Annotated in this window: 14 protein-coding genes; 3 read left to right on the top strand and 11 right to left on the bottom strand. The window is 49.6% G+C overall.

What is annotated here, in order from left to right:
- Positions 1-73: 73 nt before the first annotated feature.
- Positions 74-619 carry a hypothetical protein gene (locus H8L47_RS05790; RefSeq protein WP_186952270.1) on the top strand — a complete coding sequence of 182 codons (546 nt, stop codon included), beginning with the start codon at positions 74-76 and terminating at the stop codon, positions 617-619.
- 60 nt (positions 620-679) lie between these two features.
- Here the strand turns inward: H8L47_RS05790 and H8L47_RS05785 are convergent, their stop codons facing one another.
- The 9 genes from H8L47_RS05785 to H8L47_RS05745 form a co-directional block, all read right to left on the bottom strand.
- The gene (locus tag H8L47_RS05785; protein WP_186952269.1) at positions 680-2065 is read right to left on the bottom strand and encodes a PepSY-associated TM helix domain-containing protein; all 1386 of its coding nucleotides are present in this window, start codon (positions 2063-2065) and stop codon (positions 680-682) included.
- 72 nt (positions 2066-2137) lie between these two features.
- On the bottom strand, positions 2138-4462 hold the full coding sequence (locus H8L47_RS05780) for a TonB-dependent receptor (RefSeq protein ID WP_186952268.1): 2325 nt from the start codon (positions 4460-4462) through the stop codon (positions 2138-2140).
- Positions 4463-4528: 66 nt separating this feature from the next.
- Positions 4529-6448, bottom strand: coding sequence for a TonB-dependent receptor (locus H8L47_RS05775; protein WP_230413608.1), 1920 nt, complete (start codon positions 6446-6448; stop codon positions 4529-4531).
- A gap of 57 nt (positions 6449-6505) precedes the next feature.
- Positions 6506-6967: a copper uptake system-associated protein gene (locus tag H8L47_RS05770; RefSeq protein ID WP_186952267.1), complete on the bottom strand. Its 462-nt coding sequence runs from the start codon at positions 6965-6967 to the stop codon at positions 6506-6508.
- Positions 6968-6984: 17 nt separating this feature from the next.
- Complete coding sequence (locus tag H8L47_RS05765; RefSeq protein WP_186952266.1) at positions 6985-8157, bottom strand: methanobactin export MATE transporter MbnM; 1173 nt, start codon at positions 8155-8157, stop codon at positions 6985-6987.
- Positions 8157-9107 (bottom strand): MbnP family copper-binding protein, encoded by a 951-nt coding sequence (locus H8L47_RS05760; protein ID WP_186952265.1) that lies wholly within the window; start codon positions 9105-9107, stop codon positions 8157-8159. The genes H8L47_RS05765 and H8L47_RS05760 overlap by 1 nt, the downstream gene beginning before the upstream one ends.
- A gap of 9 nt (positions 9108-9116) precedes the next feature.
- Positions 9117-10043: a porin family protein gene (locus tag H8L47_RS05755; protein WP_222616424.1), complete on the bottom strand. Its 927-nt coding sequence runs from the start codon at positions 10041-10043 to the stop codon at positions 9117-9119.
- Between the two features lie 141 nt (positions 10044-10184).
- The gene (locus tag H8L47_RS05750; RefSeq protein WP_186952263.1) at positions 10185-10397 is read right to left on the bottom strand and encodes a hypothetical protein; all 213 of its coding nucleotides are present in this window, start codon (positions 10395-10397) and stop codon (positions 10185-10187) included.
- Between the two features lie 263 nt (positions 10398-10660).
- Positions 10661-11065, bottom strand: coding sequence for a DUF2946 domain-containing protein (locus H8L47_RS05745; RefSeq protein WP_268978038.1), 405 nt, complete (start codon positions 11063-11065; stop codon positions 10661-10663).
- Positions 11066-11447: 382 nt separating this feature from the next.
- Here H8L47_RS05745 and H8L47_RS05740 point away from each other — a divergent pair, with 382 nt between their 5' ends.
- A complete protein-coding gene (locus H8L47_RS05740) occupies positions 11448-12398 on the top strand; it encodes a phospholipase A (RefSeq protein WP_230413607.1) in 951 nt (316 codons plus the stop codon).
- 119 nt (positions 12399-12517) lie between these two features.
- Here H8L47_RS05740 and H8L47_RS05735 read toward each other — a convergent pair whose 3' ends face one another.
- Both H8L47_RS05735 and H8L47_RS05730 read right to left on the bottom strand, forming a co-directional pair.
- Positions 12518-13540 carry a LacI family DNA-binding transcriptional regulator gene (locus H8L47_RS05735; RefSeq protein WP_186952261.1) on the bottom strand — a complete coding sequence of 341 codons (1023 nt, stop codon included), beginning with the start codon at positions 13538-13540 and terminating at the stop codon, positions 12518-12520.
- A 145-nt stretch (positions 13541-13685) separates the two neighbouring features.
- Positions 13686-15266, bottom strand: coding sequence for a tryptophan halogenase family protein (locus H8L47_RS05730; RefSeq protein ID WP_186952260.1), 1581 nt, complete (start codon positions 15264-15266; stop codon positions 13686-13688).
- 396 nt (positions 15267-15662) lie between these two features.
- Here H8L47_RS05730 and H8L47_RS05725 point away from each other — a divergent pair, with 396 nt between their 5' ends.
- Positions 15663-18092 carry a TonB-dependent receptor gene (locus H8L47_RS05725; RefSeq protein ID WP_186952259.1) on the top strand — a complete coding sequence of 810 codons (2430 nt, stop codon included), beginning with the start codon at positions 15663-15665 and terminating at the stop codon, positions 18090-18092.
- The last annotated feature ends 107 nt before the right edge of the window (positions 18093-18199 follow it).

Genomic DNA, 18199 nt, shown 5'->3' with positions numbered 1-18199 from the left:
GCAGAAAAGGCAAATAGCGAAAGCCGTCAAGAGATTATTTGCCGCACAACTCTTGCACAATAACAGGATATGAATGAAGAAAGCAGCTCCCACTGTCCATCAAATCGAGTTAAGAATCAGCGAACTGTCTGCGTTGTTCAACTCTATGGATCCAACGCCATTCCATCATCGCGATCTTGACAGGGATGCTGTTGATTTCCTGGAAAACTGGGCACTCGAATTCTCACAGGAAAGTCACTTTTCCATCATTGTTCATATCGACAAACTTCCCCCGGTCGATCCTTCCCCTTTGGTCTCGGAGGCCATTCGCAATTACTTCCACTATAAATCCATGCTGGCAAAACGCAGTTTACGGCTGCTATTGCTTGAGGGGCGCACCAGCCTGCTGATAGGAATCGGCTTTCTGGCCTTGTGCTTGTTTGGTGCGGATCTTCTCGCTGCATATGCGAGCAATACCTTTCTCAGAATGCTCAAGGAAAGTCTGCTCATCGGCGGTTGGGTAGCAATGTGGCGGCCCATGCAAATATTCCTGTACGACTGGTGGCCCATCGTACGCAAGCGCAAGATCTATCACAATCTGGGACATGCAAAAGTGCATGTATTGCAAGCAAAGTCGTAACTATCGCCCGCAGCCCTGCTGCATTTAAGGCCAGAGCAACAAGCTGTAGCCATCCCTGTCTTAGACAGGTGTTCTTTTCCCATACCAAAAAGTGGCTTCTAACAGCAACAAGAGCAATAGGCTAAACCCCAACACTGGCAGGGCTATGCCCAACGCCAGCATGAGCAAACCCATCCACCAGGGAATTTCACGGACATGTTTGCGCTCCAGTTTTGGCGCTGACAATGATCCGGTTTTGCGTCGTTGCAGCCACATGACATAGCCTGACACCACAGAAAAAATAACACTCAATCCTACCAGGACGAGCAGCGTCTGGTTCCACCAGCCAAATTCGCCGCGATGAAACGGAATACCTATCGCAGTAGCGCGTGACAATACCGGCATTTGCTGCCAGCCAGACTGGAACAGGGTTTTACCACTATAGATATCCATTACCAGTTGAAAGCGTTTATCAGGCTGGCTGCGGTCATGATTATCGATACGCCATACCCCACTGTCAGATGCGGGTGGTGTCATTTGCATTTGTATGTCAGGCGCTTGTTTTCTTGCTTGCTGATATACCGACTCCATGCTCAAGGCAGCTTTGCCATCAACTGAATTATTCGACTTCAAGTCTTTCGGTGCTCTTGGCGTATTCTGTGCAGTGGCACTTTGCACAGCCCGGAAATTCTCGCCTGCATATTTTGACCAGGTCAAACCTGTCAGCAAAATAGTCAGCGTGAACACACCCAGAACGATACTCAAAATACTGTGCAGGTAACGCCAGTTGGCGCGGCTATTGCTGCCGGTATAGCGCAAGACACTACGCCAGCTAGCCTTGCCACGTGGCCACCATAAATAGATTCCAGTGATCATCATCATCAACATCCAGCTGGCACCCAGTTCGATAATCCAGCGCCAACCATCATTTTGCAGCATATTGGAATGCAGTTTGCGTGCCCAGTTGCGAAAACGCCCAGATTCAGCAATGCTGCCCTGCACTTTCGCCGTACCTGGATCCACATAGACAATCAGGTTTTCAGCGCTGGCGTCATGATCATTGCTTTGTACTTTGACAGCTTGAGGCATTGGATGCCCCTGATGCTCTTCATGTCCAGTAGTCTTGCCAGCATCAGTGCTGACTGGTTTTTTTCCACCAAAAATCACCTGCGTCGTATCACCTTCGGCATAAGCTGGCACGATGGACTTGATCCGCTTTTCAGGGAAAGAGTTTGCTGCCGCCTCGACTTGCTGATCAAGCGACAATGCTGGCAAAATTTGCGCCACCTTGTCGAGCTCTGCATGTTTCCAGGCTTCGATCTGCGGTGTAAAAATATACAGTATGCCTGTCAGTGCGGCAAAAAGCAGGATAGGTGCTGTCAGCAAGCCAGACCAGAAATGCAAACGCCAAAAGACCCTGTGCAACAAGGCACTTGAATTGCTGTGCTGAATGTCACTATCACTCATCTTCTCACTCCAGTTTTTTAAGATAATGGCAGGATCAGATGTCCCACCATTGGTAGATATTGGCAATGGTATTTAGTATTGATAGCGCACTTCAGCAAACAAGTTTCGCCCTGGCAATGGGTGAGACTGAAAAGCTCGGTAATCCATGACATTATCTATCCCTGCCGCCAGCTCCAGCCCTTTAACAGGTTTGAACAAGACTCGCAAATCAAGCTGCCTGACGCGCGACAATCCACCATAGGTATCCGGCTTGATATCCAGGTTCAGCATGTCATTATACTGACGGCCAGCGTAACGATAACTACCAGCCACACTCCAACTATTGCCTGGTGCGTAACTCAGTGTGACTGACCCACGGATGCGGGGTATGCGTACCCAGGTCTTACCTACCGAAGCAATAAAATTGTTGTTCTCAATGATCTTGGAATCATTCAAGGCCAGGCTGCCATCCAGGTTCAGGCCGTCGACGAGCAGATTATCAATGTCGCCAGCCAGTTCAATGCCACGCGTCCGCACCAGCCCTACATTCTGCACATTGGTGATGCTGGGGAAAACTGCCGTATTGGTCTGACTCCAGATGGTATCGCGTATGCTGTCCTGAAACAAGGAGACACGCAGGCTGGCATTGCGGTAGCGCTTTTCCAGCATCAGCTCAATGGCGTCGGATTTTTCTGGTCGCAAATTCGGATCATTCAAGACGATACTGCTACCGGATTGCGCGCCCTGAAACAACTCAGCAACCGTAGCAAAGCGTGTGCCTCTGCCAGCAGAAAGTCGTGCAGTGATATCATCTGCCGCTTCCCAAGTTATTGCCAGTTTGGGTGACATGGCAGTGACGCTGCGTTCAGGATATGCTTTTGAAGCACCGGGAATAAATCGCTGACTACCATTGTAAGCTTTCCACGATTCCCATCGAGTGCCTATTGTGGCTTTCCAGTCCTGAGCGAAACGCCAGGCGTCTTGAGCATAGACAGCAAACAGTCGTGTGTCACCACCAACGAACTGGCTTTCATCGCCACTACCACGGCGCCAGTCTGCGCTTAGCGTTTGCGTGCTTTGTGCGAGGTGATAGTCATTGGCATGCAGGCCAAAAGTCAGGTAATGCGCACCACCTGTCCAGTCACCTTGTGTCGGACTATAAGTAGATTGCAATTCCAGCGTTCTGAATCCGGTACCGTCACGCAAGGTAGATGATCCCGCACCACCATTTGCGGCAACTGGTTCGGGATTATTTGCAGTGCGCTGCAGGTCTTCAATGATGCGATATTGGCTCGCCACCATAGACATATTCCAGCCTGAGCGATTACGTGTCTTGACAGTCAAGCCTGCCTGCACATGGCTTTCCTGGCGATGAAAAGGAGCAAAGGCAGATGCAGGTATATCAAACACATTGCCGTTATTGCTGACGCGACCTGACCAAATGGTTTGCCCATTGGCATCGCGCAAGAAGCTATTGTTACGGTTGTCACTATCATTCTTCCACCAGGCCAGCATGCCTTCCGCGCTCAGGTTTGGAGAAAAATCATAGCCGAAAGCAAGCTTGCCCGTCGTTTGCACGGTGTGATCGATAGCACCAGCGTTGGCACCAAATACCGCTCGCCTTTGTCCGGTGGGGGCGACATCATATTCAACACCCGTCACATTAATTATAGGTTTGCTTCCAGTTGGTGCCGAGAATACGCCGGCATTATTCGCATTCACCGTGTAATACTGCATGGGGTGACCGGTAGAATCCTGGCGATTGAGCATAAGCCGATACCAGAGGCCATTCGTTAGTTTGTCCGCAATTTGTGCAGATGCCTGGGTATTGGTATAGGTTTCACTCAAGCCGTAGGCATCAAATTTTTCAGACTGCACCGCCAGGCGCGCAGCCCCCTCAAACTGTTTTGGCTTTCTGGTGCTGACAATAACCGTCGTGCCTATGGAATTGCCGGGAAAAATGGCTGAGTAAGGGCCGTATAAAAGATCTACCCGTTCAATTTCTTCCGGCGCAATCATATTCCAGCGTGGCGCATCAAATCGCCCCAGGAAATTGGAAATCAGGTAGCCATCCATCAGCACCAGTCCACGTGGTGCCTGGGTGGTACCAAAACTGCGACCACCGATGAGTGCATTGCGATCACCGCTATACCGTTTACGTATCGTGGTATTGGGCATATTGCGTAATACATCTTCAGGGTTAAAGATATTTTGCTGCTGACGTAACTCTGCCGCTGTCAGACTCGCAGTAGTAGATGGTAAATTCGCTGCCAGTGGTTGACGCACGCCATCGATAGACACCGTTTGCAAATGCTGTTCTGTGGCGACCCCTTGCGCGAAAGCTGCTACTGAAAACATGCTGGCAAGCAGCGTGGCAATCGGTTTAAGCACGAGTGAAAATTGAGATTTTGATGTCATTCTGTTTCTGATAAAGTAAACTAACTGTCTTGTTCGTGTAAGCACTACAAAATACGCGTATCTCATCTAAAAACTGGCGGAAATGCCGAGTTGGCCATTTCTTCCAGGCATGGGGTAGCCTGGACGGTAGGCATAGCTACGATTCAACAGATTTTCGACCGCAACAAATACCTCTCCTTTTTTCCCAAGAAATGGCAGTGGGTAGGCTACGCGGGCATTCACAACGCTAAAACCGCTAACTTTCTCTGTATTCAATGCGCCAGCCGTACGCGCCCGGTTCAATGCCCACACTTCAGATTGATATTGGGCATCAAGAGCGATGCGGAAAGCATCAAGCTGACCATTCAAGCCAAGAGTCAATGCCTGTTTTGGTGTGTAAGGCAGATTGTCGATGCTGGAATCGATGAAGCTTAGCCCAGCAAAGATGCTCCATTGTGAAGACATCGCTTGACGCACGGCGACTTCCGCTCCCTTATTGGTGTAGGAACCTAGATTGATAAATTGCGGTGGCGGTGGCACATCCGGCGGGAAGCCAAAGATGTAGCGGTTTTTGACTTTGTCGCTAAACAGGCTGATGTCGATTTGCGTATCTTTGCCAGGTGAAAATTTCATACCGACCTCAACATGATCCAATTCTTCTGCTGACAATTTTTTCCAACTAAAACCCAGCGGCGCAATCAAGGATGAGAGAACCGTCGTTTCCAGACCTGGATAATTAATGCCTCGTGATAAATTTGCAAAGAAAGTGACTTTGTCAGATATCAATGACAAGCCAGCATGGGGGGACGATTTGGAAGCAAATTCACTATGCTGGTAATAGCGCACACCAGCCGATGGCAGCAAACTCCATTCGTTGCTAAGCTTGAATTCCTGATTAAAGGCTATGTAAGGCGAAGTAATTTTAAATGTGGGTGCAACATAGCTGGCCTTGGGAGCGGGAGCAAGGCGATTAAATTGCAAATCACCGCCGATACGGTCGTGATCAATCCCTGCTATTACCGTGCCGCCAGTCCATGCCGAAAACTGTTCTTTCCAACGCAAGCCACTCATGAAAAAATTGGTCAGCGTGTCACCGTCCAAACCCGCCTGCGATAACCAGTTACCTTCGCCACTATCACGATATACACGGAACTCACCGCGCCAGTCACCGTGCTGATGCGTCACGCCTGCTGTGATCATACTGGCTTTGGTATTGTATTCTGGTGCCTTGACTGGAAGTGCACTGCGGTTGTCGCCCGGATCACGGGCTTTGTTGTCCACTAAAATGAAACTGGCATTGGCTGTCCAGTTCTGGTCAATTTGAACATTAACCCACCCCATCAAGTTCTTGAGCTCTCCATCGGCATTGTTCCTGTGACCATTCGATTTGGCGTAGCCTTGTGCCAGGCTATATTCAAGACTACCCTGACGCCCGGTCAAATCTGCCTGTTCTATGACAGTGCCAAATGAACCGACCGACAAACGTGCATTGCCATGAATACCATTGTCGGTGGCGCGTTTGGTTTGCAAGTTGACTGATGCAAAGTTGTTGCCGTTGACTTGTGGTTGAGGGCTCTTGTAAACGCTGATGGATTGCATGCCGTTCACAGGTAGCAAGTCCAGCAAAGGATGATTCCACACACCCATATAAAAGGGAATGCCGTCTATGTAGGTCTTGATTTCACTACCAGGACGACTGACGCCCATGCCCCGTATAAATACCGCACCGCCCTGATCGCCACCAAAGGCACCAACCGGGTTGTATCGGGAAATTTGTACGCCGGGCGTACGTCGTAATGCCGACGCAAGATCAACTGCATTCTGATCGCGTAATTGTTCTTCGGTGACGAAAGCTGCGGTACTCGAATAGGCATCAAGCCTCACTTCTTCTATCACTGGTCTGGCAGTAATCACTACGGCTGGGACGTTGGCAATTTGGGACTGCGCGTTGCCGCTAAATGCTATCAGGATGGCAGTTGCCAGTGTGTGGTGTTTGAATTTCATCATGTTGATCTGGTAGATAGTAAAAAAAGTCGGTAAGCGCCAAAATTCATCACTTGTTTATTAATGCTTACCACTGTGGGAGCTACTTTGCAGGTTGACATTGCTGCCAAACAAGCCAAACTTCTTGATCTTGTCCGGACTGACGCCTTGCTCAGCTTTGTTCAATTGACTGACCAGTGCCTTTGCTGTGCTCTCTGGTATGCCAGCATCTTTAAGCGCATTGATATCTTTGAGACCATCGCCACCGCACACAATGATTTCCCACTTTCCTTTGAAGCGGCGTAGCAAGGCACGTCCACCTCTGTCTGCCTGTATCCAGTCGGCAATGGCGACATCGTTGACAACGGCGATTGGTGCAGTGTCGACCTTGTTGCCAGGCTGGTCGAACTGATGGGAAATCAGCATCTGGATAGCTTTTTGTTCAGCCCCGCTCTCTACAGCGGCCCTGACCTGGCCAGACGTCAAAACAAATAGCGTCAGTGCGCAAGCGACAATTTTCTTCCGGCATGATGTAGTGTTCATAGCGAGTCCATACTTGATTAATGTGGATTAGAAAACTTGGGATTTTTCAGGAACTTCTCATCCGTCAAAGTCCCCAGAAAATTGATCAGATCAATTTTTTCCTGTTCTGTCAGACTAATGCGCGTGATCAAGTCGCTTTTATAGGGGTTCGTTCTGCCGTCCCCGGCGTAGATACCACTGGTAATCTGGCGGCCACCTGCGGCGTAGAAGTCCAGCACTTCCTTTAAGCTCATGATGGAACCGTCATGCATGTAAGGGCCAGTCACAGCAACATTACGCAAGCTTGGCGCGCGGAAAGCGCCCATGTCTGCTGGCCTTGAAGTAAATTCAAACAAGCCACGGTTAGGGAACGGGAAGCCACCTTTACCGTCGATGTTGTATAAACCAGTATTGTGGAAAGGCGTATCGACCTGGGCCAGCCCTTGAAAACGGGTTTGATCATTGAAATTGAAACTGCCATGACAATGAAAACATTCGGCTTTCTCACCCATGAAAAGATTCATGCCGCGCAGCTCAGATTCGTTCAGACTCGCTTCCTTACGCAGGAATTGGTCATATTTCGAATCACTGGAAATCAAAGTCCGCTCAAAAGTGGAGATGGCTGCAATAATATTGGCATAGCTGACAGGGTCGCTATCTTTTGGAAATGCGGCCTTGAACAAATTGGCATAAGTTGCATCCTGCTTGAAGCGATTCAGCACCTCTGCCCGGTTTTTGTCATTGATCCCCATTTCGACAGGGTTCTCGCCAAACATCGGCACTTCCATTTGCCTTTCCAGTTCTGTCAGTGCCGGGTTAGCCCAGGTGAGTGTGGCGTGATACACGACGTTGGCTAAACCCTGCGCATTTCTTGGATGCGTTTCACCCGTTGATCCTATGGCCAGTGCACGCCCGTCAGTAAATGCCTTGTCTTGATGATGACAGGTTGCACAAGACTGCGTACCGTTGCCAGAAAGACGTGGCTCATAAAACAAATGCCTTCCCAATGCAATCTTTTCTTCGGTCGATGAGTTACTGGCAGATACGACGGGCGCAGGAAAACCGTTCAGGGCAGGTGTCGTGGCTGTACCATGATTATGTGTTGCGGAGGGGCCGCCTCCGCCGCTACCACCAGCACCACAAGCCGCCACCAGCAAGCTGGCGGCAAAGATTGTTGCGCAAGTGGCACCATATCGGCTAAGCAAGTACATCACTTATTGCGAGCAACAAAGATCGACTGTACGCCAGCCGTTGCTGGTTTGCCAGATGGAAGGTCAATCTTGAGCCCCTCAAATATGGCCTTGCATTCAGTGTCAGTCGTACCAGACATGCAGCCCGCAGCGCCTGCTGTATCGCTAGTCAGGTCACTCCCTGCAAACAAGGCATTCAAATCCAACGATATTTTTTGCGTACTGTAATTAAAATTAGCAAGCTTGACCTGCATGCGATTGGCATTTGTGCAGCTATAGGCGCCTGTCGTTGCATTAGTTGTACAGCCGCCAGAACCGAGATGAACATTCCAGGTCGCGGCATTGCTGGTCGTGGTGGTTGGCGGATTGGTCGTCGTGTTGGTACGGACTACGTTGACACCACCTTGCGGATTCAATTCCAACTTCAGAAACTTGCGACCAGAAGTCCAGCTCCAGGCCATGGCCGCAACATTCATGGGTTTTGCGGCAGTGGCATAGTCAGTGTGATTGAGCGCTTCTGGTACGCCAATTTCATAAGAGATGCCTTTGTATGCAGCGCCAGGCACAGTACCAGTCAATGTGGTATTTGTGGGTAGTGCAGTACCACCGCAGGCAGCACCTGTGCCGTCTATAAAGCTGATCAAACTGACTTGATCATTTTGCCAGTCGTTAGCTGACAAATTCACCGGAACCAGTTTGTCATTGGTGTCGATCAGATTGACGTTGGAGACGTAGAAACGGGCATCCTTCAAATCCGCCGTGGTAGCTTTGCTACCCATACCGCTGATGGGTGTGCCACATTTAACAGCAGTCCCGTTAGCAAGCAATTCGAAACTGATACTCACCGGCATGGTTGCCGGATAAACAGGCGCGCTCGCTGTATTGGAACTTCCAGAACCGCCACAAGCTGTGAGTACCAGTGCGGAGGCGATGATGGAAAAGGGAATAGCTGTCTGCTGTATAGTTTTCATATGTAGTCCTTAGAATTTAGATTGAATGCCAATGGTTGCAGCCCACTTGGGGCTGAGTTGTTCACCATTTACTCGTTGACGCAGAGGAATTTGCAAAAATCCATAAACGTTAACCTGTCCGGCCAATTTGTAGCCCAGGCCAGGGCTGATGGAAAGGCTGTCACCACCCGAATTTTCGGGTTCGGCATTGAGCCCGGAGTCTCGCTCCCGGCTCTGGAAATTGAGTTGCAGCATAGGTGAAAAATTGCTATTCCATTCTGTGCGTACACCCACATCAACACCAAATTTCTTGCCTGGCTTGTAGCCATCTTTTTCACTCAGTGGCGCTTCCACATTCGCCTGGATGAACCAACTGCTGGTCAAATCAGGCAGCACACGGCGGTAATAGGCACTCGCGACAAGATCTGTCGTTCCTGACCCTGGTTGTAAACTGCGCTCCGCTTTGGTGCCGGTATTATTTGCAATATCAGTTTTTCCTGTGGCCAGTTTCAAGCCAATATTCGATCCGAAGACAGACGCCCCGCCAGTAGCAGCGTCTTGCAAGGCTGTCTGGTAGCGGGCGGATATTTTGGCGTCACCAATCTGGCGAAAATTCCAGGTAACTGGCGCACCTGATTCTGTGTGCAAATGACGGCGATCAATAAACGGAACGGAAGCTGAAATCCCCCAATTTTCATTGATGCCATGATCTACATTGAGTAGCCAGCGGCGACTAATGGTTTCTATTTCGCGGTTTCTTTGATCGACTTCGTTGGCAGCAAGTTTTCGTGAGCCACTCATCAAATGATCCTGCCTGACTTGCTCATAGCGCAAATCAAAGCGATTACCGTGATCCAGCCATGCTCCCTGAACTGCCCAGTCGGTATTGACCAGGCAAAAACTGGCGCCGCATGAGGCTAAAGCAGGGTTTGAGAAGCTGATCACTTGCATTGTCATTGCTAGCAAAAAAGCGAGCCGCAATGGGGACTGTTGATTGATTTTCTTCATTTTCTTTTCACGCCGTAGGCGTACTTGTTTTCTTGGTCAAATTGCATGAGACATTCTCAAGACATCTGGAGTGAGGTAGATACGGCCTTGCTATTTCTGTTCTGGTTGATAACTTTGGCTCGTGTCAGTCGCAGCCACCGATACAAGTTGCAACTCGACCGGCCGCAAGCCTGGAGTTTGTTGCATAGCCTGGTTCAAATAAAAGGCGTAGGCGTTCCAGATTGCCAGCGCGCAAATCGCTGCCACGTTGAAACTACGAACAATTGCAAAAGTTGTAACCAACTTGCTTTTTTCTACTTGCATTTTTTCCTCACTCAGAATGGAATGATGGTTTGAATGAAGCGTACTAAGATTTAATCGAGGTCAAGCGCCGCAATGCGACACACTGGCAATGCAAAATACAATTTGCTTACCGCCTTTGTATTTCACCGAGGCGAAAAGCAAGCGGCAAATCGCCTTGCAATTGAATGCAACGGTGAGTGGCAAACTGGTTTTGTGATTTTTTCCCGAACGCCATAGAGCTCACCTGCACCACAGCGCAGCGTGACTGGAGAGCCAAGCGAAGATCAGGAAAGTGCAGGTGGCGCGCGCGGCTGCGCACTCGCCCAGGAGAAAAGTGTTTGCGGGGATTGGTAGAAGAGTGAAGGGAATGCTTCGCTCAATTTCGTGCTGGCGACATCCTGGGGGCTCGATGGAGGCAGGAAGTGATGATCAGCTTGCGGCAGGCAATTTGCACAATGTACTTTTGCACTTTTGGATTTCTGATTCTCAGAGTCAGGATCCGCCTTGATGAACTTGCCCGTCGCAATTTCGAATAGTTTATTACCTTCGGCACTGCAAATTTCGATAAAACCTGCTTTGACCTTTGACGGAGTCATGGCATTTGCCATAGACGGAGCAATGCCATTGAACAGCATGGCAAAGCATGCCAGCCATATGGTCAGTTGCCGGAGTCTGTGGAAAATTCGCATAGACCGGATTATAACCAAACTGCCCGCTAATGAAAAATTTTGTTTTGAATTTAGGGAATCCCTGATTAAGGAACCTCTTATTAAGTCCGGTTCGCTATTCGCACGTTATTGATTTTCAGAGAACTAATTTTAAGAAATTGAACTTAATCAGAGATGCCTTATGTTCGCTACCGAACATACGACTTAATGAAGCCCGCTTATCCTTGCCAACAAAAAAACCAAACACATCGACTGGTTAGCTTAACCACGCGATGCGCTACCGACCCGCATCTTGACAGTTAAAGTACTTATGCCCGCCCACCTCAAAAAAATAATATTACCTCTTTTCATACTTTCGCCTGCGTTATTTGGCCAGGCCCAGGCTAGCGACATAGAACAACAGATGCTGCGTTGTTCCGTGCTGGGCGATGCAAGTGTCCGTCTCAGTTGCTTTGATGCTTTAGCCAAGGCCCCTACCCCAGTGGAGGCTGAAAAGCCAATTGCCAAGGCAGAAGCTCTCCAAGAGACCGTGGCGCCTGAACAGCCGACAGAAACCGCACCCGAAATGTCGCGCATGGTGCAACGCTGGGAACTCGATGCAGCATCCAAGCGCGGCAAATTCGTGTTTCGGCCTCATCATGATAATTATCTGCTGTTGGCAAATTATAGCAATGCTTCGAACGACGAGCCGTTCAAGAAATTCACGCCTGCCGGCGTCAAATCCAAGCATGTGGAATTGACTTATCAACTGAGCATGAAAATGAAACTGGCTGAAGAAGTGGGTAGCTCGCCTGTTGATGTGTGGGTGGCCTACACCCAGCAAAGTTTTTGGCAGGCATATAACCGCAGTGCATCCAGCCCTTTCCGCGAGACCAATTACCAGCCAGAAGTCATGGCAATGATCCCGATCAATAAAGGCATAGGTGATCTCAATATCCGATACCTTAATTTTGGCCTGGTACATCAGTCTAATGGTCAGACCTCGACCTTATCACGCAGCTGGAACCGCATCTATGCTGAGCTGGGTGTTGAACACGGCAATTTTTCATTCGGCACAAGAGTCTGGCGTCGTCTAGATAACGCCAGGTCAGATAACGACAATATCGATATCATTGATTACATGGGGCATGGCGACATACATGCCACATATCGCGAAAAAGGCGGCCGCGAATTTTCCCTGACTGCACGCCGCAATTTCAATACCGGCCATGGTGCATTGCAGGCCAGCCTCGCGATGCCTATTACTACCAATTTAAAGGCTTATTTCCAAATATTCTCGGGATATGGCCAGAGCCTGATTGACTATAATCATTCGCAAAAATCAATAGGTGCGGGATTCATGGTTGATTTTTGATTGCTTTGATGGCGGTCTAATTGTGCCTGCATGGCTGTACATTATTTACAGATGAGCAGACATGCAGGCATATCTTTTACATGTGTTACAGGCGCAAAGACATGCCCAGCACAACTTCCTTAACGCATCCGTCTGGTAGTTTCCCTGGCAATCAGTTCCAGACCAGGCAAAGTCGTATCGACTTCGTTACCCGCTATCAGGCCCAGCAAGGTCTTGGTCGCAAGCAGACCCATGTCATACAGGGGCTGGTGGATAGTAGTAAGGGGTGGCGTTGTATATAAAGAGCTGGGCAAGTCATCGAAACCTATCAGGGAGATATCTTCGGGCACGCGTATACCCTTGCGGTACAGGCCCAGCCTGACCCCATAGGCAGAAAGATCGTTGGCGGCAAACACCGCGCTGAATTGTTGCTGGGTTTCCAGCAAGCGGTTAATTGCCAGCAAGCCACTGGCTTCATGGAAATTTCCTTCAGCTACCAAGCTTTTCTCAAATGGGATATTGGCTTCGTGCAATGCTTTTTGATAACCCTCTTGCCGTTCAGCAGCATCAGCATTATTTGCTGGCCCGGTGACAAAGGCGATGCGCCTGTGACCCAGTTCTATCAAATGCCGGGTTGCCAGGTAAGCACCGTGGACATTATCAAGTTTAAAGCCAACTGCCGTCTTGCTATGCAAGCTGCGGCCTGTAGCGACTATAGGTTTATCAAGAGCAAATTCCAGCACTTTCTTGTCAGCGATACGACCCGACAAGAGGATAATGCCATCCACTTTGCGCGCCAGCAACAGCTTGATGCGCGCCGCCTCTTCTTCAGCATTCCAGTGCCCACTGACGATGACCGAAGCATAACCGGTCCCTTTCAGGCCATCGTCCACGCCATGCAGGGTTTCATCAAAGAAGGGGCTGGCGATATCCTGCACCACGATGCCTATCGTCATGGAGCGGCCACTTTTCAGGCCTTGCGCCAACTGATTAGGCTCAAACTTCATTTCTGCAATGGCGGTTTCCACTGCCTTGCGTTTGTCATCCGAGACCTTGGCCGTGCCATTCAGTATGCGCGATACCGTGCTGGGTGACACCCCTGCTTCACGCGCAACATCTAATAAAGTGACTGGCTCGTTTTTTCTTTTCGTTCTGTCAACCACACAATGCCTTCCCAAGCTGGGTAATTATTAATACTCAGTATTCACAATTTAGTGAAAAGCTTTTCACAATGAGCATATCATGGATTTTTGTATGTGCGCTTTGGTTTTCCACTGTCTGCCAGAGAGTCATAGTATGGAATGGCGATCAAGCCCGTCTTGCCAGCGCAGAGGGTATTGGAGACGCCGCCTTGCACAGGTGTTCCACCAGTTTTCTATGGTCAGGCAAATCAGCCAGCGCGCGCTGGGCCATCTGGGCAATCATCTGAAATTCCTGAACAGCCTCCCGCTCTTGCGAATACAGAAATTTATTGTTCGCCATATCGGTCTGAAACTCCATTCCATACAAAACGAATTGCCAGCTTGATGGCGGATACATTTCTAGGTCGGCAATAAAGTCCATGCGATGTGGCGGGCGGCAGCTCCACATCCTCAGCTTTTCTTGCAGGCTCTCAGGTATAGAGGCTGCATCCCTGTTGTCACGCCAGAATGCGGAATCAGTTCTTTGGCTCAGGCTGAAGTGCATTTTGACAAAATCAACAATGCGCTCATACCGCGCTTTCATATGTTGATTGAATTGGGTTGCCACCGCATCAAACTCACCGTTAAAAGGAAACAGGTAGGTCAGCAAATACGCCGCTGTTTCTATCAGGCCTATGCCGGATGATTCCAGCGGCTCAATGAAACCACCTGATAGCCCTATGGCCACACAGTTTTTGACCCATTGAGTTTCACGGTAACCTACGTTGAGCTTCAACAACCTGGGAGTCATTCCGTCAGCAGCCGGACCTATGTATTGACGCAAGACTTGTTCCGCCCTCTTTTCGTCCGTATGACGACTGGAAAACACATAACCTATCCCCCGTCTTTGCTGCAAGCCGATGTTCCAGATCCAGCCCGCTTCCTGCGCACTGGAAATGGTATAAGAAGGGATTGGTGTATCAGGCTTTGCATAAGGCACTTGCAAGGCCAGGGCGCGGTCAACAAACAGAACATCATTCAAGGATTTGAATGTAGATCCCAGCGTTTTGCCTATCAGTTGTGCACTAAAACCAGTGCAGTCTATGAATAAGTCTGCTGCCAGCACTTGGCCATCTTGTGTATGCACAGCGGAAATCGCACCTTGTCCGTCTATTTCTACATGCTCTACCGTTCCCAGTATCCGCTGTACACCAAGTGATTGCCCATGCTCTGACAACAATGCTGCCAGGCGACCAGCGTCAAAATGATAGGCATAATTCATTGGTCCCAAAAAGTCCTTATCGGCAAATCTTTTGGGGCCACGCGAAGCATCTGCTATGCATTTTTGCATGGTCACAGCCTCTGCAAAGGCTGGCTGCTGACCATTGCGCGCAGCCAGCCCCTTCAGCCAGTAGGGCAATAACTCTGGCCCACGCTGACTGGGATGACTGAAGGGATGAAAGTAATGATCCGTTCCTGAACTACCTGCTGGCCGAACCCAGTGATCAAAGCGTATTCCCTGCTTGAACGTAGCATGGCATTCTTTGATGAAACGCGCCTCATCTATGCCTATCGCTGCCAGAGTACCGCGTATGGAGGGAAAACTGCCCTCACCAACTCCGATAATGCCTATGTCTTTTGACTCTACCAGGCGTATCTGTATGCCCTCCCCCGATTTGGAGGATGACAAATGCCTGGCCATGAAACATGCCGTGAGCCAGCCAGCTGTTCCCCCACCTACGATCAAAACACTTTTTACAGCTTTCATTTGAGCAAGCTCCTCTGGTTTCACTACAGTCAAGGCATACATAGTGTGGCATTCAGGATGTGTCCTGGGAATGACTACCTGCCGCATCCTCACTGGTCTGATAGCGCAAAATTCATCCCTACACTCCCTACCGAAGCGACTTGATTTGTCAGCAAAAATTTCAAGCTGCCGGCAAATCTGGGCGTCACCGCTTTGACACTTTTTTGTTGTAGTTTCATTTATATTACAACATTCTGAAAACGTTATCATTTTATGTTTGACATGGAAATCAGAATTTATGTATTATGAAATCGGTTTCAAGAAAAATCAATGAAACACATATAAGAAAACGTTTTCATAAAAACGTCATGGTTTAATCAGAGCAAAAAAACCAATCCAACCTGTAACAGGAGACATATGAAAATCCGCAATCTTGCGACTGGTAAAGTCGCGATCACCCCCATACAACTGGCGATCATTACCCTGATCACCAGCATGGGTGCTGCCCACGCACAAACACAAGCGCCAACTCCAGCACCAAGCACCGCCAGCCAAACCAAGGCAAATAGCGAAAGCACGACCATTTCTGAAGTTATCGTCACCGGCACGAAGCGAGCCACTTCATTGCAAAAAACCCCGATAGCAATCACCTCTATCAATGCCGCAGCACTGGAAGACGCCCATGTACAAAACATACAGGACGTGGTCAATCTGGTGCCTGGATTCCAGGCTACCGGCCAGGGTGATCACGGCGTCATCACCATGACCATGCGTGGTATCGGTAACGACAGCGCGAAAACTGAGTATGCCGATCCCGAGGTTGCGCTGTTCATCGACGGCATCTACGCACCCCGCCCTGAAGGCGCAACATCTCTGCTGTTTGATCTGGAGGGCATAGAAGTATTGCGCGGGCCACAAGGTACTTTGTGGGGGCGTAATGCCACAGTTGGTGCAGTCAACATGCAAACCGCCAAGCCAAAAATCGGTGATAGTTCTGGCTCGGTAGAAGGTGGCCTGGGCAGCTACAAGCGCTTTGGTACCCGTGGCGCATTCAACATCCCGGTCAGCAATGAAATGGCGCTACGCTTTGCCTATGCGCATGAGAAACATGATGGCTATGTCGATTATCAGGCGCCGAGCATGCTGTCCATCGATAGCCAGAAAGCTGCGTTTGCCACTTACCTCAAGAACGGCGGCACAGTAGTCCCCTTCCAGCCTATCAACTATGCCCTATTTGTGCAGGACGGCCCCAAATATGGTGCGCAAGACCAGACCGCTGCCCGTATCAGCATGTTATGGAAACCAAACGCCGCCACCAAGATCGATCTGTCTTATGAGAAATTCATAGACCGAGGCACGCCATCAATGAACCTGCTGCAAGCACCTCGCGCTGGACAAAGCCACTGGTCAGCCTTGATAGACACAGCACCCTTCACTGAGCGCAATAGCGATGCCATCCGTGGCCGCATAGAATATGCCATCGACAAGAACATGCAACTGACTTACATCGGTGGCTATTCCAAGTTCAGTGGCTCTTCCCGCTTTGACCAGGATGGTGGTGCCAATGTACCTACCAGCTTTACCTCTGGTGGCAGCATGCAGGCAAATAATACTGTTTCTTCCAACTATAAAAACTTCAGTCATGAAGTAGAACTGCAATCCACAAGCACGCGTGACGTGGATTGGCAACTCGGGTTGTACTATGGTTCTGAAACCAATGATATCCGTTTCGACATCCCTATTCTGAACGGTACATACCAGGGCACGGTAGGCTGGCAAGGTTCTTTCATCCAGCCTAAAGAAACAGTGGAAACAGCAGCAGCGTTTGGTCAGGCAACCTGGAATGTCAGCAATGATACGCATATCACTGGCGGCCTGCGTTACACCCAGGACAAACGCACGAATGTCGATGGTCGCGGCTACGGATTCTCTGGCAAGCCTGAGCTGAGCCAGGCGGCTATTACACCGAACGTCAATCCAGCCTCTGCCAATTCCAACTTCGCGCCGTATTCTTTCAATGATGGCAGCTATAGTGGCAACAAGGTGACAGGCTTGTTACGCATCTCGCATGACATCGACAAAGACAATATGGTCTACGGGAGCATCTCCACTGGCTACAAATCTGGCGGCTTGCAAGATGGCGGTAAAACCTACGGCCCAGAAACCCTGACCAACTTTGAGCTCGGTTCCAAGAGCACTTTGATGGGCGGCGCTGTCAGGTGGAATAACGCCCTGTACTACGGCAAGTTCAAGGACTTCCAGTTCAGCGCACCAGTCACTGCGCCAGACGGCACCCGTGGCCTGCAAACCTCGAATGCAGATGGCGCAACGATTTATGGTTTTGAATCCGAACTGGCAGCAAAACTCAGCAAGGATGACAAACTGCAACTGACAGTTTCCATCGCCAAGGCAACGCTGGGCAACCTGATCGGCGGCTCGAACGACTATGCACTCCCAGCTTGCAAAGTCCCTGGTATCAGCAATTGCCTGGATGTATCCGGCAATACCATGCCTCATACACCCAAGTTCTCGGCTCAGGTCTTGTATCAGCATACCTTCCATCTGAATCAAGGCAGCTTGACTCCGCGTATCAGCCTGCATTATGAGACAGACACATGGTTAAGTGTCTTCAATTACGGAGATGGGGACAAGCAGGAAGCCTATGCCCGCGCAGATCTTGGTATGCGCTATCAATCTGCCGGAAAAACTGCCTGGTATGCAGACTTCTTTGTCCGCAATGTTGGTGATAACAAAGTCAAAACCAGCGCCATGAATGCCAATGGTCCCTGGCAAGCCCAGTATTTGCCACCACGTACTTTTGGCGTCAATGTTGGGGTTGATTTCTAGAATCTGACCGCATCACATAAATCTGTAACGAGCCCTGACCATGCGAATGGTCCGGGCTTTTTTGTTTGTCAGTTTGAAAACAGCGTTTTAGCATTGTTTAACATATA

Source organism: Undibacterium umbellatum, from assembly GCF_014284125.1.
Lineage (GTDB): Bacteria > Pseudomonadota > Gammaproteobacteria > Burkholderiales > Burkholderiaceae_D > Undibacterium > Undibacterium umbellatum.
This window is presented reverse-complemented; position numbering and strand designations above follow the sequence as displayed.

What these genes read in the sequence shown, in the direction of transcription:
- H8L47_RS05790 (WP_186952270.1), top strand. Translation starts at nt 74, where the DNA reads ATGAAGAAAGCAGCTCCCACTGTCCATCAAATCGAGTTAAGAATCAGC.
- H8L47_RS05785 (WP_186952269.1), bottom strand. Translation starts at nt 2,065, where the DNA reads ATGAGTGATAGTGACATTCAGCACAGCAATTCAAGTGCCTTGTTGCAC.
- H8L47_RS05780 (WP_186952268.1), bottom strand. Translation starts at nt 4,462, where the DNA reads ATGACATCAAAATCTCAATTTTCACTCGTGCTTAAACCGATTGCCACG.
- H8L47_RS05775 (WP_230413608.1), bottom strand. Translation starts at nt 6,448, where the DNA reads ATGATGAAATTCAAACACCACACACTGGCAACTGCCATCCTGATAGCA.
- H8L47_RS05770 (WP_186952267.1), bottom strand. Translation starts at nt 6,967, where the DNA reads ATGAACACTACATCATGCCGGAAGAAAATTGTCGCTTGCGCACTGACG.
- H8L47_RS05765 (WP_186952266.1), bottom strand. Translation starts at nt 8,157, where the DNA reads ATGTACTTGCTTAGCCGATATGGTGCCACTTGCGCAACAATCTTTGCC.
- H8L47_RS05760 (WP_186952265.1), bottom strand. Translation starts at nt 9,107, where the DNA reads ATGAAAACTATACAGCAGACAGCTATTCCCTTTTCCATCATCGCCTCC.
- H8L47_RS05755 (WP_222616424.1), bottom strand. Translation starts at nt 10,043, where the DNA reads ATGACAATGCAAGTGATCAGCTTCTCAAACCCTGCTTTAGCCTCATGC.
- H8L47_RS05750 (WP_186952263.1), bottom strand. Translation starts at nt 10,397, where the DNA reads ATGCAAGTAGAAAAAAGCAAGTTGGTTACAACTTTTGCAATTGTTCGT.
- H8L47_RS05745 (WP_268978038.1), bottom strand. Translation starts at nt 11,065, where the DNA reads ATGCGAATTTTCCACAGACTCCGGCAACTGACCATATGGCTGGCATGC.
- H8L47_RS05740 (WP_230413607.1), top strand. Translation starts at nt 11,448, where the DNA reads ATGCTGCGTTGTTCCGTGCTGGGCGATGCAAGTGTCCGTCTCAGTTGC.
- H8L47_RS05730 (WP_186952260.1), bottom strand. Translation starts at nt 15,266, where the DNA reads ATGAAAGCTGTAAAAAGTGTTTTGATCGTAGGTGGGGGAACAGCTGGC.
- H8L47_RS05725 (WP_186952259.1), top strand. Translation starts at nt 15,663, where the DNA reads ATGAAAATCCGCAATCTTGCGACTGGTAAAGTCGCGATCACCCCCATA.